Origin of the sequence: Stenotrophomonas cyclobalanopsidis, from assembly GCF_008710035.1 — a bacterium.
Classification (GTDB): Bacteria; Pseudomonadota; Gammaproteobacteria; order Xanthomonadales; family Xanthomonadaceae; genus Stenotrophomonas; species Stenotrophomonas cyclobalanopsidis.
In genome coordinates this window covers 1-15,555 of the sequence record NZ_VYKI01000009.1, presented here as the reverse complement: position 1 = coordinate 15,555, position 15,555 = coordinate 1, and the positions used below count along the sequence as shown (strand labels likewise).

Below are 15,555 nucleotides of genomic sequence, written 5' to 3'. Positions count from 1 at the left end.
CGGTTGCGTTCGTCCCCGTCTACGGGCGGGGACGAATCTGTCGGTAGCGCCCGTCCTCGCCGATCCCTTTGCTGCGGGTGTCGACGTTGGCGCAAAGCTGTTCTTTTCCGCACCGCACCACGTCGGCGCGGTTGTAGGCACGCAGCAGTGCGGCCTCGATCTGGTTGCGCTCGATCTCCGCGCGATAGTGACCGCCCAGCCACGCGGCACCCCCGAGAAGGATCGCCACGGTAGTTACGGCCGTCGCCACGCTCTTCCAGACGACGCCGCGCGACGCGAGCTGCAAGCGCTTCACTTCCGCAGCCAGTGCTTCGGTGCTGCGGCCCACACCCTTGGCCGACGCCGCCAGTTGCTGCTCATAGGCACTCACCGGCGCGAGTAACGCCTGTTTGACGGCCGTTGTGCTGTCCCGGCTCAACCCAGCCACGGCAGCATCGGCGCTGGTTTTGAACTGCGCGGGCAGTGATTGTGCAAGCCCATTCAACGCGGCCGACAGCTGCGATTGCTGCTGGGCCATGTCCGTGCACATCCGCTGGTAGCGCTCCATCAGCAAGGCGGTCTTGCTGATCAGATCTTCCAGTTCGCGTTCATCCATGAGGGTGTCTCCGGAGTGTCAACGGCGCATTGCCGAGGCTGCGTGTTCCTGTTGCGCCGCCTGCTGGGCGGCCTGTTCCTGGCTGTACGCGCGCGCCCGGTCCTCGGCATTTACTTGGGACTGCGCTTGCTGGTCCAGCACCTGGCCGGCATTGAGCGTGGACATCTGGTGATTGAGGACCTTGAAGCGGTCGGGGTCGGCGTTGAGCATTTCGTTCAAGCGCTGCCCCAAGGGGGACGCCGTCTGGAACTCTGGCTGCTCGCGTAGCGGTCCGCCGTGGGAGCCCGGCGCATTCCGTTGCTCGGCCGGATTGAACGGATGCGCAACGAGCCTTGCTGCCTCCGCCTGGCGCTCGGCGTAGGCACCGGGTTCATCCAGGCCACGGAGCTTGTCCACGGCGTCCAGCACCAGACCGGGGGAGCCACGGGTAATTACCGTCGCGGTGGCGCGCATCTGATGGATGCTTGTTCGATAGGCATCGACCCTTCGCTGATCTTCGGGATCAGTGATCCGCGCCGAAGGGTCATCCAGCACAGACTTGATCTCCACGCCATTCTCGACGCGATCTACAAAATGCTTCATCCGATGCGAATCGGTCAGAGCGAGTGCTGGCAGGGGGTTGCCACCTGTGCTGCCTAGTCCGCCGGCCAGGCGGGAAGCAAGCTCCGCATTGCGCAATAGGGTGAGCTCTCCAGGCGCGGCATACATCTCGACGCTGCCGTAATGCTTGCCTGCCGCGCTGACGAAGTCACCGGCAGTGACATGATTGACGAAGGGGGCCGCATTCGCAGGCTGGCCACTTGGGATGCGATAGCCCAGGCTGGCCGCGCCATACGGGTTGAATCCTTCGCCCGGGAGGTTGTAATGATGTCCGGTGACTTGGGCCATGCACGCGCCGAGCGAGTGACCGGTCACTGAGAGTTTGGTGCCATCTCGTTCGGCCATTTCCTTGGCCTGTCGTGTCAGCTCCAAAGCATCCTTCACTTGAGCGTTGAATCGCGTAGTGACCATGCCGAGATCGACCGCGCCATCCTTCAGCAACTCGCGGTCGAATTCGGTGCCGCGATGGGCAACGACGTAATCGCCAGTGTCCATGTTCCTGTAAATGTATCCCTGGTAGCCGTTGGGCATATCAACCTGCCTGACGACCTCGTATCGCTCTTGCCCATCCTTGCCCGCCTTCACCGTTCCTGGCGTTCCGTCGGCCTTGCGCGGCGGTGGGTCATAGACAGCCATTGCCAGATCGGCGCTTGCTGATTTGCTCATTTTTCATACTTCCTTGTATTGATCGAGATGGTGTACGAGAAAAAATTGTCCTTATCAGATGTCGGGATTTCACGCTCGAATCGCTCTTGCGAGAAGGCTGCCGCTGGGTGTGCCTGCCCATCATCGAATACCGGCTTAATCGACTTTTCTGCGAATCTTGTTTGCGCACCCGTCTCCGGAGTGGCGCCGATTGAAAAGTAGATGAGCCTGCCGGTGGAGGGCATTCTCAGATTCGCGTTGATGCCTGTGAACTTCCACTTGCAATCGCCCCGCCCAAAATAGTTCGCGACCTTCAATCCGTCGCGGTAATACACCCCTGCAAATGTTGTGGAATCCAGTCGAGTTAGCTGGATGGGAAGCGAGTACTTCTCGAGCCCATATCTCACGCCCTCGACGTTGTCGATAGGCGGGAGGCAAGCTTCGTCTGCAATCTCAAAGTCCACGGACGTCGCGGTGATGAACATTTCTTCGGGCGCACCATGCGTCGTGACGACAACCTCATACGCGTCCTTGGGGCTAGGGTTGGCCTCGTAGGGCGGGGGCGCGTGCTCCTTGCTCCCACATGCCGTCAGCAGCGGCAGCAATGCCAGCAACAGGGGGCAGAGCGTATGGGAAACCACCCGTGACCTGGCCGGCTGCCTTTTGAGGCCCATCATCAACCGATCCATCATCAATCGACCCAGCATCCTTGAATGCTTCTACGATACGGCTGCGGATGGGCGGAATTCAAATCAATACACGTCTACACTCAATTGAGTGACGATAATCTCACTTTTAACGTTGTAACTGATTTCGGGCAAGACGCTTGTCGTGCGAATACGTCACAGACACTCACGCGTTGTCGCATACGGCTCGGCGAACATTCCAGACATGCTTCATGCTGTGCGCGTCCCACGTAGTTGTCGCTTACCAGGAGAAGGAGTTCCATGAAGAAGTTCCGAGCGGTCCCGTTGTGTCTTGCCTTGGGCGTGAGCCTGGCCTCCGCTACTGCGATGGCGGCCAGCAGCGAGCAGGTGCTGATGCCAAAGTTCGATGGCTACGTCAAAGCTTTCGAGGCATCCGATCCGAAAACCGGCGACATTACCGAGTTCGTGCCCGAGGGACAGACGGTGGAAGCGTGGACCGATATGGTCACCGTCAACATCGCGCCAAATTCCGCTTGGGTTTCGCCGCGAGAGTTCCTGGGCACCATGGAAGCCGGCTGGCGCGGGGTCTGCCCGGATTCGCAGGCGAACTGGCTGCGTGAGGGGGAAGAACACGGCCGTCCGATGGCGGTGCTGATGCTCAGTTGCCCGCTCAACCCCGCCACCGGCAAGCCTGAAACTTCCTGGATCAAGGGCATCCAAGGCAAGGAGGGCTTCTACACCGTGCAGAAGTCGTTCCGCACCGAGGTGAAAGAAGCTGACGTGGTGACCTGGGTGAAGTGGCTCAGTGGCGTATTGTTGTGCGGTGGCGGCGAGGGGCCTGCGTGCCCGGGCGACGGCCGCTGATAACCCGCAGTAAGGGTCTGATTGCCAGTGGGTCTGACCCGCGCGACACGGCTGCCCTATGGTGGCCGTTTCCCGGATGGAGTCAGGTGCGATGAGTGACCCGCAGTGGCAACTGGAAACCCTGGCCGTGCACGGCGGCTACCGTCCCGACCCGACCACGCGTGCGGTGGCGGTGCCGATCTACCAGACCGTGGCCTACGCCTTTGATGACACCCAGCACGGCGCGGACCTGTTCGACCTGAAGGTGCCGGGCAACATCTACACGCGCATCATGAACCCCACCACCGACGTGCTGGAGCAGCGCCTGGCCGCGCTGGAAGGCGGCATCGGTGCACTGGCGCTGGCCTCGGGGCAGGCGGCCATCACCTATGCCATCCAGACCATCGCCGAGGCCGGCGATAACATCGTGGCGGCCAGCGCGCTGTATGGCGGTAGCCTCAACCTGCTGGCGCACACCCTGCCGCAGTACGGCATCAGCGCGCGCTTTGCCGATCCGGCGGACCCCGCTGCGTACGCCGCGCTCATCGACGAGCGCACCAAGGCCGTGTTCGTCGAGTCCATCGGCAACCCGCGCGGGAATGTCACTGACATCGCCTCCATCGCCGAGGTAGCGCATACCGCCGGTGTGCCGCTGATCGTCGATAACACCGTGGCCACGCCGTTCCTGCTGCGCCCGTTCGAGCATGGCGCCGACATCGTGGTGCATTCGCTGACCAAGTACCTCGGCGGCCACGGCACCAGCCTGGGCGGGGCAATCGTCGACTCGGGACGCTTCGACTGGGCTGCGCAGCGCAAACGCTTCCCGCGCCTAAATGAGCCGGACCCCAGCTACCACGGCGTGGTCTACACCGAAGCACTTGGCCCGGCGGCGTACATCGGTCGCGCGCGGGTGGTGCCGCTGCGCAACACCGGCGCCGCGTTGTCGCCGTTCAATGCGTTCCTGATCCTGCAGGGCATCGAAACCCTGGCCCTGCGCATGGAGCGGATCAACGCCAATGCACTGGCGGTGGCGCAGTATCTGCAGGCGCACGCCAAGGTGGCGTGGGTGCGCTACGCCGGCCTGGCCGGCGATCCCGAACATGCCGCCGCGCAGCGCTACCTGGGTGGGCACGGCTCCGGCGTACTGACCTTCGGCCTGCCCGGTGGCCGCGACGCAGGCGCACGCTTCCTGGATGCGCTGAAGTTGTTCACCCGGCTGGTGAACCTGGGCGATGCAAAATCGCTGGCCACGCATCCGGCCTCGACCACCCATCGCCAGCTGGACGCCGACGAACTCGCCCGCGCCGGCGTCAGCGAGGACACCGTGCGCCTGTCGATCGGTATCGAACACATCGGCGACCTGCGCGCTGACCTGGAGCAGGCCCTGGCGTAGGCCTGATAGCTGAAGGCTTGGTCGTCATCGCCAGCGGCGATCACCACGCAGGGCAGAATGGGTTACGGTGGAAATGCCTCTCCAAGGCGTGGCAGAACTGGCAATCCCAGCAAGACGAATCCCCGACGGGTGCGGGCCCGCCGGGGATTTTTTTGTGTCGACCAAGGTCGACACCTACCAACAGCCGTTACACCACCGGGATGCTGTGCTGCCCCAGATTCCGGTACGGCGGCGTCGACATGATCATCTCCGCCAGCGAATAGGCCAGCTCGCGCTCGGCCATCACCGTGCCATCGGCACCATGTTCCAGCAGATGCTTCACCTCCGCATCGCTGTGCGCCCGCGCCAGCAGGGTCAGGTCCGGGTTGATCGCGCGCAGCTTGGCCAGCGCTTCGCCGGCTTCCAGCGGCTGCGGAATGGCCAGCACCGCGATCTTCGCGCGCTCCGGATGGGCCTCGGCCAGCACCCGGTCGGCGGCCGCGCTGCCGCGGATCGCCGCCAGCCCCTTGGTGTGCGCCTGCTCGACGTGTTCCTTGTTGTCATCGATCACCAGCACCGGCACGCCACGGTCGCGCAGCACCTGGGCCAGCTCGCTGCCCACGCGGCCGTAGCCGATCACGATGGCGTGGTCATGCAGATCGCGCGAAGGACCGGTCGCCTCCTCGGGCTCGGCCGCCTGGGGCGACTGCTCCTGCTTGGCCTGCCAGCGGTCCAGCAGGCCGAACACCAGCGGGTTCAGCATGATCGACACCAGCGCACCGGCCAGCACCAGCGACTGGCCTTCCTGGGGCAGGATCTGCAGGGCCACGCCGAGGCCGGCGATGATGAAGGCGAATTCGCCGATCTGCGCCAGGCTGGCCGAGATGGTCAGCGCCGTGCTGGTCGGGTGGCCGAAGGCGCGCACGATGAAGAACGCTGCCGCCGACTTGCCGAACATGATGATGGCCACCGTCGCCAGTACCTGCCAGGGGTGCTGCACGATGATGTTGGGGTCGAACAGCATGCCGACCGAGACGAAGAACAGCACCGCGAATGCATCGCGCAGCGGCAGCGAATCGGTGGCCGCCTTGTGGCTCAGTTCGGATTCGTTGAGCAGCATGCCGGCGAAGAACGCGCCCAGCGCGAAGGACACGCCGAACAGCATGGCCGAGCCGAACGCCACGCCCAGTGCGATGGCCAGCACGGACAGGGTGAACAGTTCGCGCGAACCGGTACCGGCGATGCGCTCCAGGATCCACGGGATGACCCGGCGCCCGACGACCAGCATCACCGCCACGAACAGGCCCAGCTGCACGAAGGTCCAGCCGATGTCGGCCAGCACGCTGCCGACGGTATGTGTCTCCTTGGCTGCATCGGGCCCGAACACGCCGGCCAGCACCGGCATCATCACCAGCGCCAGGACGCAGGCCAGGTCCTCGACGATCAGCCAGCCCACCGCGATCTTGCCGCGCATGGTTTCCAGCAGGCGGCGTTCTTCCATCGCCCGCAGCAGCACCACGGTACTGGCGGTGGCCAGCGAGAAACCGAAGATGACTCCGTGCAGGGCCGGCCAGCCCATCAGCCAGGCCACGCCCCAGCCCAGCAGGGTGGCCACGGCGATCTGGCCGATGGCACCGGGGATGGCGATGGCCTTCACCGCCATCAGGTCCTTCAGCGAGAAGTGCAGGCCGACGCCGAACATCAGCAGCATCACGCCCAGTTCGGCCAGCTGGTTGGCCAGCGCCTGGTCGGCGACGAAGCCGGGAGTGAACGGGCCGACGCAGATGCCAGCCACCAGGTACCCGACCAGAGGAGACAAGCGCAGCTTGTTGGCCAGCGCGCCGAAGATGAAGGCGAGCCCCAGGCCAACGGCGACGATGTTGATCAGGTCGGTGTCATGGTGCATCGGCACTCGCAGGAAATCGGGGGGATGCCCCGATTTTCACCGATGCGGCCAGATACGGCAAACCCGCCGGCCACGTGCCGCGGCCGGCGGGTTTGCCCACGCATTTCACCTCTACCCCCGCCTTCGGCGCGCCCCTTCAACAAGAAGGGGCTCTCCTCCAGATGCGGCAAGGGTCTGCCGGCCAGCGGCCGGCACTCCCGTTTACCAGGTGTACTTGATGCGCCCGTAGACATACGCGCCATTGAAGCCGAACGGCGAGTAGTTGCTGTAGGGCAGCATGCCGAACGTCGAGTTCTGCAGGTCTTCGGTGCGGTCCGGGTACTCGTCCAGCAGGTTGTCGGCGCCCAGGGTGAGGGTCCAGTTGCTGCTCGGCTTGTAGCTCACCGAGGCGTCCAGCACCCACTTGTCGCCGTAGGTCTGGTCACGCGCGGCGGTGGCCGAGTTGCGCACGGTGAACTCACCGTAGCGGGTCGCCGCCAGGCCCAGTTCCCAGTGGTCCGAACGCCAGGTGCCGCTCAGCACGGTCTTGTCGCGCGGGTAGCTGTCCTCGATGCGGCCGATCTCATCGCGGCCGATCAGCGACTGGGTCAGGCCCAGCGTGCTGAACACGGCCGGGGTGCCGCCCACGCGCTGCACCTCGGTGTCGTTGTAGCTGTAGGCCGCGGTCAGTTCCAGGCTGCTGGCCGCGAACGGCACGGTGTAGCTGGAGACGAAATCAACACCGCGGGTGCGGGTGTCCAGGCCATTGGTGAAGTACGAGAACGCGGTTACCTGCGGCAGGCCAAGCGTGCCCAGCAGTGCGCTGGTGGCGGCGTTGGTGGTGATGCTGGACGACAGCGCGATGCGGTCATCGATGTCGATCTGGTAGGCATCGACGGTGATGTACAGGCGGTCCACCGGCTGCAGCACCAGGCCCAGGCTGTAGGAGGTGGAGGTTTCCGCCTTCAGCGGCGAAGCCCCCAGCGCCTGTGCGGCCGCGCTGGTGGTGGGGAAGGTGCCGCGCTCGACGAACACGCCGTTGGTGAACTGGCTGGTCACCGCCTGGTAACCCTGCTGCGCCAGCGACGGGGCGCGGAAACCGCTGGAGGCGGTGGCACGCAGCGCGACCTTGTCGGTGAAGGCATAGCGCGCCGACAGCTTGCCGGAGAAGCGGTCGCCGAAGTCCGAGTAATCCTCGTAGCGGCCGGTGATGCCGGCAGAGAACTTCTCGGTCAGATCGGCTTCCAGGCCGGCATAGACCGCGTAATTGTGGCGGTCGGCATGCACTTCATTGGTGGGGGTGAAGCCGGCGAAGCCCTGTGCACCGGTGCCGGTGTAGGAGTTCAGTTCGCCCGGGTTCTGGTCCCACTTCTCCTTGCGGTACTCACCGCCAAAGGACAGGGTGACCGGGTAGGCCAGGCCCCAGTCCAGCGACTTGGTCAGGTCGGCGTTGAAGATGTCCTGCTGGTACTTCAGCGTGCCGTCGTAGAACGAACGCGGGCTGGTCGCGCCCAGGCTGTAGTTGATGCTGTTGCGGGTGTGGAAGTCCAGGGTGTTCTCGCCGTGGTTCAGGCTCAGGTCCCAGGTCCAGCCGTTGTCGGTGTTGCCCTTGACGCCGGCCACCAGCGAGCGGTCCTTCGAGTACTGGTTGATCTGCGGCACGTAGCCGTCCGGGTAGATCTGCGACAGCAGCGCGGTCTGGCCGCTGTGGTTGCGCGAGCGGTAGAATGCGAACGAGGTGATGTCGCGGTTGCTGAGCAGCGCGCTGGCGTAGCCGGTCACATGGTCGCTGAAATCGAAGCTGGCGTTGGCCGACGCGGCAGTGGCATCCACGCGCGGGTCGCCGACGATGAAGGTGGTTTCACCGATGGCCGGGAAATTGCCGGTGTTCGGCGTGGTGCCCCGGTACGGGCCAGCGCGGTTGCTTTCATCCTGCTGGCTGATCTGCCCGGCCACGTGCACGCGGCCACGGCCATTGCCGAATTCCACGCCGGTGTCGCCGGAGAGCTGGTACTTGTTGCCGTCGCCAGCCGAGTACTGGCCATAGTCCACGGCCAGGCTGCCGCCGCTGCCGCTGCCCTTGAGCACGATGTTGATGACACCGGCGATGGCGTCCGAGCCGTACTGCGCCGAGGCGCCGTCGCGCAGCACTTCCACGCGTTCGATGGCGGCAATGGGGATCGCGTTGATGTCCACCGCCGACGAGCCACGGCCGATGCTGCCGTTGACGTTGATCATCGCCGAGGTGTGCTGGCGCTTGCCGTTCACCAGCACCAGCACCTGGTCCGGCGACAGGCCGCGCAGCTGCGCCGGGCGCACACCGCTGGTGCCGTCGGTCAGGGCCGGGCGCGGGAAGTTCAGCGAGGGCAGGGCGCGCGACAGCGCGGTCGCCAGTTCGCCGGCACCGGTGGACTGCAGGATTTCCGGGGTGATGATGTCGATCGGCGACTGCGACTCGGCGACCGTACGGTCGGCCACGCGGGTACCGGTGACGATCACCGTATCGAGGGTGTTGGCGGCGGTGCCGGTCTGCTGGGCAGCAGCGGCGAACGAAGCGCCACCGAGTGCGACAGCGATGGCGGTGGCGATCAGGCTGGTCTTGCGGTTCATCGAGGTGGGGCTCCGGTTGGCGGGAACTGGCACCGGAATCGACATCACGGGGGTGAGGCGGACGACGGTTGTTGCGGTGCGCAATACAGCAATTAACGGGAATTTAAGCAGCTGTCAAATGCGCGTCATGTGAAAAAACGTTGCAAAAGCAATCATTTAGCTGTGGCGGGCATTGGCGCGGGAGGGGCCCGGGAGGCGCGCGGACTCGACGAGGGAGAGATGTGGACCGACCGCGTCGCTTCCCGGGGCGCGTCAAGTATTCGTTAACGCTAGAATTGCGTCGCAGGAACAGTGCTCACCAGCACATTCCATTCGGTTATATGGACGCCTTCCCCCATGATTTCGCTTCGTAATTTCGCCTTGCGCCGCGGCGAGCGGCTGCTGTTGTCCAATGTCGACCTGACCCTGCACGCCGGTTACCGGGTGGGTGTGGTCGGCCGCAACGGTGCTGGCAAGTCCAGCCTGTTCGCGGCAGTGAAGGGCGAGCTGGAGGCGGACAAAGGTGACGTCGACCTGCCCGGCAAGGTGCGCATCGCCAGCGTCGCCCAGGAAACCCCGTCGCTGCCCGACCCCGCGCTGAGCTTCGTGCTGGGCGGCGATATCGAAGTGGCCGCGGTGCTGGCCGCCGAGGCCGACGCCACCGCCCGCGAGGACTGGGAAGCCGTGGCCGAGGCGCATACGCGCATGGCCGAGCTGAATGCCTATGACGCCGAAGCGCGCGCCGGCAAGCTGCTGCACGGCCTGGGCTTCCCGGCCGAGACCCACCACCGCGCGGTGTCCTCGTTCTCCGGCGGCTGGCGCGTGCGCCTGAACCTGGCCCGCGCGCTGATGATGCCCAGCGACCTGCTGCTGCTGGACGAACCGACCAACCACCTCGACCTGGACGCGGTGTACTGGCTGGAACAGTGGCTGCTGAAGTACCCGGGCACCCTGCTGCTGATCTCGCATGACCGCGAGTTCCTCGACAACGTGGCCACCCACACCCTGCACCTGCACGCTGGCGGCGCCAAGCTCTACCCGGGCGGCTACACCGATTTCGAGCGCCAGCGCGCCGAACAGCTGCGCCAGCAGCAGATCGCGCACGAGAAGGAGCAGGCCGAGCGCGCCCACCTGCAGAGCTTCATCGACCGCTTCAAGGCGCAGGCCAGCAAGGCCGCGCAGGCGCAGAGCCGCATGAAGCGCCTGGCCAAGCTGGCCGGTACCGAAGCGGTGCGTGCCGAGCGCGAGTTCCGCATCGAGTTCGCGCCGCCGGCCAAGCTGCCGTTCTCGCTGATCCGCCTGAACCATGTCGAGGCGGGTTACGGCAAGGACGCGGTGATCCTGCACAACGTCGGCTTCGGCCTGGAAGCGGGCCAGCGTATCGGCCTGCTCGGCCCCAACGGTGCCGGTAAGACCACCCTGGTGAAGACCCTGGTGGGCGAGCTGATGCCGATTGCCGGCGAGCGCTCGGCGCACCCGGACCTGAAGATCGGCTACTTCGCCCAGCACACGGTGGAATCGCTGCACGAAGGCCAGTCGCCGATGGAGCACTTCCGCGAGATCGCCCCGGATGCGCCGAACCAGTCGTTCCGCGATTTCCTCGGCAAGTGGAATTTCCCCGGTGACCGCGCGTTCGAACCGGTCGATGGCTTCTCCGGTGGCGAGCGCGCGCGCCTGGCGCTGGCGCTGATCGCCTGGCAGCAGCCGAACGTGCTGCTGCTCGACGAACCGACCAACCACCTTGACCTGGAAATGCGCGAAGCGCTGGCCGAAGCGCTGGCTGATTTCGACGGCGCGATCGTGATGGTCTCGCATGACCGCCACCTGATCGGCCTGGTCTGCGACACCTTCTGGCGCGTGGCCGATGGCGTGGTCGAGCCGTTCGACGGCGACCTCGACGCCTACGCCGCCTGGCTGCGTACCCGCCCGCAGGCGCAGGGCACCAAGGCGCGCATGGAACAGGTGGAAGAGCCGGTGGTGGTCAAGACCGCCCCGGTGGCGCAGGTGGTGCAGAAGAAGCCGGCCAACCCGCACAAGCTGGCCGCGGCGGAGAGCAAGGTGTCCGAGCTGGAAAACAGCTTGGCCGAGCTGGACCGCCAGCTGGCCGACCCGTCCAACTACGCCGATGCCTCCCGCATGGCCGTGCTCGGCCGCGACCGCGAAACCACCGCCGCGCAGCTGGAAAAAGCCGAAGCCGCGTGGATGGAGCTGCTGGAGTCCTGACTGCAACGGTAGCGCCGGGCCTTGCCCGGCGGCTTTACCACCCGCTGCGCTCGCCGGGCATGGCCCGGCGCTACCATTCCAGCCGATGACGGTAGCGCCGGGCCGTGCCCGGCGGGGTTACCCGTCCTGCGCCTGCAGCCACTCGCGGAAGCGGCGGGCGGGTTCGCGTTCGGCGCGAGAGCGCAGCCGTGTCAGCCAGTAGCGGCCCAGTTCCAGCGTGGTCGTGAACGGCTGCAGCAGGCGGCCTTCAGCCAGTTCCTGCTCGAACATGCGCAGCGGCAACAGGGCGACGCCGGCGCCACCGGCCGCGGCCATCGCCACGGTCAGCGACGAATCGAACACCGGCCCGCGCGCTTCAACGCCGCTGATGCCCGCGGCCTGCAGCCAGCGTGGCCACTCGTCGCTGCGGTACGAACGCAGCAGCGGCACCGTTCCCAGGTCGCGCGGCTGCTTCAGCCGTCGCGCCAGCGCCGGTGCGCACAACGGCGCGAACGGCGCATCGAGGATCGCCGCGCACGCCTGGCCCTGCCAGTCGCCGTCGCCGAAGCGGATCGCCAGGTCGAGGCCTTCACCGGCCAGGTCGATGCGATTGTTGTGGGTCTGCAGGCGCAGCTCGATATCCGGGTGCGCCGCCTCGAACGCCGCGAGCCGCGGCAGCAGCCAGCCGGTGGCGAAGGTGCCGACCACGCCCAGGGTCAGCACTTCGCGCGCCGGGCCACCGGTGTAGCGGGCGATGCTGGCCGAGATGCGCTCGAAGGACTCATTGAGCACCGGGAACAGCGCCGCGCCCTCGTCGGTCAGGGCCACCCCGCGCGGCAGGCGGTGGAACAGGCGGATGCCCAGCCGGTCTTCCAGACCGCGGATCTGGTGGCTGAGCGCGGCCTGGCTGACGCACAGCTCCAGGGCCGCACGGGTGAAGTTCTGGTGCCGGGCGGCGGCCTCGAAGGCGCGCAGGGCGTTGAGCGGCAGGGTAGGGTGCAGCATGGCCAGGTGTGAGGCGGGGTGATGGCTGATCCTAGCGCGACCGGTCACGCCCTCGCCATGGCGCAGGTATCTTAGCGACAGGTATGAATGGAATTCATGCCTGCCGCTGAAAATTGCCGCTGGTGGCGGGGCAGCGGGCTCCCAATAATCGGGTCTCGTCCACCGGAGCCCGCCCATGCATGCCCGCCGTCGATTCCTGCAGTTCAGTGGTGCCGCCCTCGCATCCTCCCTGCTCGCGCCTGCATTGGCGCGGGCCGCTGGCCCCGCGCGCGCTGCGCCTGCCGCGATCGCCAGTGCCGCCGATTTCGCCGCGCTGGAGAAAGCCAGTGGTGGCCGCCTGGGCGTGACCGTGCTGGACACCGGCAGCGGCCGTCGCATCGGCGGGCATCGCCAGGACGAGCGCTTCCCGATGTGCAGCACGTTCAAGTCGATGCTGGTGGCCCATGTCTTGCACCTGGCCGACGCCGGCCGCGTCTCGCTGGACACCCGCGTGCCGATCGCCGAAAAAGACCTGCTGTCCTACGCCCCGGTGGCCCGCCGCCACGTCGGCAAGGACCTGAGCGTGCGCGATCTGTGCCGCGGCACGCTGACCACCAGCGACAACACCGCTGCCAACCTGCTGCTGGGCGTGAGTGGCGGCCCGCCGGCGCTGACCGCCTTTCTGCGCGCGCAGGGCGACACGGTCACCCGCAACGACCGCTACGAGCCGGACATGAACCGGTTCGCCAAGGGCGATCCGCGCGATACCACCAGTCCGGCGGCGATGGCGGCCTCCTTGGCCCGCTTTGCAGTGGGTGATGGCCTGTCGGAAAAAGCCCGTTTGCAACTGGCCGACTGGCTGATCGACAACCAGACCGGCGATGCCTGCCTGCGCGCTGGGGTGGGCAAGCGCTGGCGGGTGGGTGACAAGACCGGCAGCAATGGCGAGGACACCCGTAACGACGTTGCCGTGCTGTGGCCGCGTGCCGGTGGTACGCCGTGGGTGGTGACGGCGTATCTGCAGGGGGCCTCGGTGGACGACGATCAGCGCGCGGCGGTGCTGGCGCGGGTCGGTGCGCTGGCCGATGCGATGATCGGCTGAGAGGGCGCTTGGCCTTTCATGCTTGCCCGTTCACGGCCGCGCCGCCATCCTGCGCGCTGCATTTTCCGCGGACGCCCTGGCCATGAGTCATGAACTGATCTACCTGCTGCTGATCTTCGCGCTGCTGGTGATCCCACGCGCGCTGCAGCGCTTCAGTCTGCCCGCGCCGTTGACCTGCCTGTTGTTCGGCATCATCGCCATGTTGTGGTTGGGCAAGCGCTCGCACGACGCAGTGATCAGCCTGCTGGCCACGCTGGGCATCTCATCGCTGTTCCTGTTTGCCGGTCTGGAGGTCGATCTGAAAGCGCTGCGTCGCGGCATGTGGCCGCTGTTGGCGCATCTGCTGGTGCGCAGCGGCACGCTGTTCGGCGTGGGCTGGCTGGCGTGGCACTACGCCGGCCTCCAGTGGCAGGCCGCCGGCCTGCTTGCGCTGGCCCTGCTTACGCCGTCCACCGGCTTCATCATGGATTCGTTGAACCGGCTTGGGCTCAGCGAAGACGAGCGGTTCTGGGTCACCAGCAAGGCCATCGCCGGTGAGCTGCTGGCGCTGGCAGCGTTGTTCGTGGTGCTTCAGGCCGATGATCCATGGCACATGGCCCTGTCCAGCGGTGCCCTGCTGGCGATGATGGTCTGTCTGCCGCTGGTTTTCATCGCGCTGGGCCGTTGGGTCGCGCCGCACGCACCGGGATCGGAGTTCTCTCTTCTGGTGATGGTGGGCATGGTGGCGGCGTACATCACCTATGTGCTGGGGGTGTACTACCTGGTGGGTGCCTTCATCGCAGGCCTGGTGGCGCGGCTGCTGCACCAGCGCATGCCCTTGCTGGCCTCGCATGAAAACCTGCATGCGCTGCGGCTGTTCGCCTCGTTCTTCGTACCGTTCTACTTCTTCAATGCGGGCACCAAGGTGCCCAGCGAGGCACTGAGCTTCGAGGCGCTGGGGCTGGGCATCGTGATCACCCTGGTGGTACTGCCGCTGCGTATTGCCGTGGTCTGGCTGCAGCGCCGGGTCATGTTCGGTGAAAGTTTCCGCAGCAGCCTGCGGGTCTCGCTGGCATTGGCGCCCACCCTCATCTTCACCCTGGTGCTGGCGGCGATCATGCGTGACCGGTTCCAGATTCCAGCCGTGCTGTTCGGTGCGCTGCTGCTGTACGCGGCGCTGACCACGCTGTTGCCGTCGTTGGTGTTCCGCACGCCCTTCGATGTGGACCCGGTTGAACAGGAGCCGGCGGGGGAGGGCGTCGACGCGCCGGTTGCTGCAACCGAATCGCTGCCGGACGCGCCGCCGGAGCCGGCCCCGGCCCGGCTGGGGTGAGGTATGCGGCAGGCTGCGGTTTGCGCCTGCCGGGCATGGCCGTTAGGGTTGGGGCATGAATGTACGTGCCCCTCTGCTTTCCGTTGCCGCGCTGTGCAGCCTGGCCGCCTGTTCGCAGCAGCCGCCTGCGATCAACCACGACCTGTCCACGGCCCCGGCCGATGCTTTCATGGCAGCCATCGCCGCCCACTGCGGGCAGGCCTTTGCGGGCAAGGTTGTTGAGGATACCCCGGCACCGACCGGCAAGGATCCCTTTGCCGAGCAGCGGCTGGTGATGCATGTGCGCGGCTGCGCTGACCCGGGACATGAGCTGCGCATTCCGTTCCATGTCGGCGATGACCATTCGCGGACATGGATCATCACCCGTACCGAAAACGGCCTGAAGCTCAAGCATGACCACCGCCATGCCGATGGCAGTCCGGATGCGATCACTCTGTATGGCGGCGACAGCAAGCCACCGGGCACCGCCGAGCGCCAGCAGTTCCCGGCCGATGGCGATTCGGTGGCGATGTTCCGCCGTGCCGACATGCTGGCGTCTACGTTCAACACTTGGGCGATGGAGATCGAACCGGACCAGCGCTTCGTCTATGAGCTGACCCGGCCGGAGGGGCGCCGCTTCCGCGTCGAATTCGATCTCAGCAAACCGGTGCCGCTGCCGCCGGCACCGTGGGGTGACCAGCCCGCTCCGGCGCCCTGACCGGCCCACGGGTAGCGCCGGGCCATGCCCGGCGGCGTTTCTGCGGTTGACCGCACCGCTGCGCTCGCCGGGCCATGCCCCG

At 66.2% G+C, this 15,555-nt stretch carries 12 protein-coding genes; 6 read left to right on the top strand and 6 right to left on the bottom strand.

Annotation, left to right across the window (positions count from 1 at the left end):
- Positions 1–19: 19 nt before the first annotated feature.
- The 3 genes from FJU31_RS08920 to FJU31_RS08910 are packed head-to-tail and all read right to left on the bottom strand — an operon-like array spanning position 20 to position 2,517.
- Positions 20–595 (bottom strand): hypothetical protein, encoded by a 576-nt coding sequence (locus FJU31_RS08920; protein WP_150454440.1) that lies wholly within the window; start codon positions 593–595, stop codon positions 20–22.
- 18 nt (positions 596–613) lie between these two features.
- Positions 614–1,861, bottom strand: coding sequence for a Tle-like phospholipase domain-containing protein (locus tag FJU31_RS08915; RefSeq protein WP_150454439.1), 1,248 nt, complete (start codon positions 1,859–1,861; stop codon positions 614–616).
- On the bottom strand, positions 1,858–2,517 hold the full coding sequence (locus tag FJU31_RS08910) for a hypothetical protein (protein WP_150454438.1): 660 nt from the start codon (positions 2,515–2,517) through the stop codon (positions 1,858–1,860). The genes FJU31_RS08915 and FJU31_RS08910 overlap by 4 nt, the downstream gene beginning before the upstream one ends.
- A 270-nt stretch (positions 2,518–2,787) precedes the next feature.
- On the opposite strand from FJU31_RS08910, the gene FJU31_RS08905 reads away from it, so the two are divergent.
- Together FJU31_RS08905 and FJU31_RS08900 are read left to right on the top strand one after the other, a co-directional pair.
- Positions 2,788–3,351 (top strand): hypothetical protein, encoded by a 564-nt coding sequence (locus FJU31_RS08905; RefSeq protein ID WP_246161262.1) that lies wholly within the window; start codon positions 2,788–2,790, stop codon positions 3,349–3,351.
- 91 nt (positions 3,352–3,442) lie between these two features.
- Complete coding sequence (locus FJU31_RS08900; protein WP_150454437.1) at positions 3,443–4,723, top strand: O-acetylhomoserine aminocarboxypropyltransferase/cysteine synthase family protein; 1,281 nt, start codon at positions 3,443–3,445, stop codon at positions 4,721–4,723.
- Positions 4,724–4,910: 187 nt separating this feature from the next.
- Here FJU31_RS08900 and ybaL read toward each other — a convergent pair whose 3' ends face one another.
- Together ybaL and FJU31_RS08890 are read right to left on the bottom strand one after the other, a co-directional pair.
- Positions 4,911–6,608, bottom strand: coding sequence for a YbaL family putative K(+) efflux transporter (gene ybaL / locus FJU31_RS08895; RefSeq protein WP_150454436.1), 1,698 nt, complete (start codon positions 6,606–6,608; stop codon positions 4,911–4,913).
- Between the two features lie 201 nt (positions 6,609–6,809).
- Complete coding sequence (locus tag FJU31_RS08890; protein ID WP_150454435.1) at positions 6,810–9,197, bottom strand: TonB-dependent receptor plug domain-containing protein; 2,388 nt, start codon at positions 9,195–9,197, stop codon at positions 6,810–6,812.
- 336 nt (positions 9,198–9,533) lie between these two features.
- Here FJU31_RS08890 and FJU31_RS08885 point away from each other — a divergent pair, with 336 nt between their 5' ends.
- The gene (locus FJU31_RS08885) at positions 9,534–11,399 is read left to right on the top strand and encodes an ABC-F family ATP-binding cassette domain-containing protein (protein WP_150454434.1); all 1,866 of its coding nucleotides are present in this window, start codon (positions 9,534–9,536) and stop codon (positions 11,397–11,399) included.
- A 117-nt stretch (positions 11,400–11,516) separates the two neighbouring features.
- Here the strand turns inward: FJU31_RS08885 and ampR are convergent, their stop codons facing one another.
- Positions 11,517–12,383, bottom strand: a complete 867-nt coding sequence (gene ampR, locus FJU31_RS08880; RefSeq protein WP_150454433.1) for a LysR family transcriptional regulator AmpR — start codon at positions 12,381–12,383, stop codon at positions 11,517–11,519.
- Positions 12,384–12,558: 175 nt separating this feature from the next.
- On the opposite strand from ampR, the gene blaL2 reads away from it, so the two are divergent.
- The 3 genes from blaL2 (at position 12,559) to FJU31_RS08865 (ending at position 15,473) form a co-directional block, all read left to right on the top strand.
- Complete coding sequence (gene blaL2 / locus FJU31_RS08875; RefSeq protein ID WP_150454432.1) at positions 12,559–13,464, top strand: L2 family extended-spectrum class A beta-lactamase; 906 nt, start codon at positions 12,559–12,561, stop codon at positions 13,462–13,464.
- Positions 13,465–13,546: 82 nt separating this feature from the next.
- Positions 13,547–14,776 carry a cation:proton antiporter gene (locus tag FJU31_RS08870; protein WP_150454431.1) on the top strand — a complete coding sequence of 410 codons (1,230 nt, stop codon included), beginning with the start codon at positions 13,547–13,549 and terminating at the stop codon, positions 14,774–14,776.
- 55 nt (positions 14,777–14,831) lie between these two features.
- A complete protein-coding gene (locus tag FJU31_RS08865) occupies positions 14,832–15,473 on the top strand; it encodes a hypothetical protein (RefSeq protein WP_150454430.1) in 642 nt (213 codons plus the stop codon).
- The last annotated feature ends 82 nt before the right edge of the window (positions 15,474–15,555 follow it).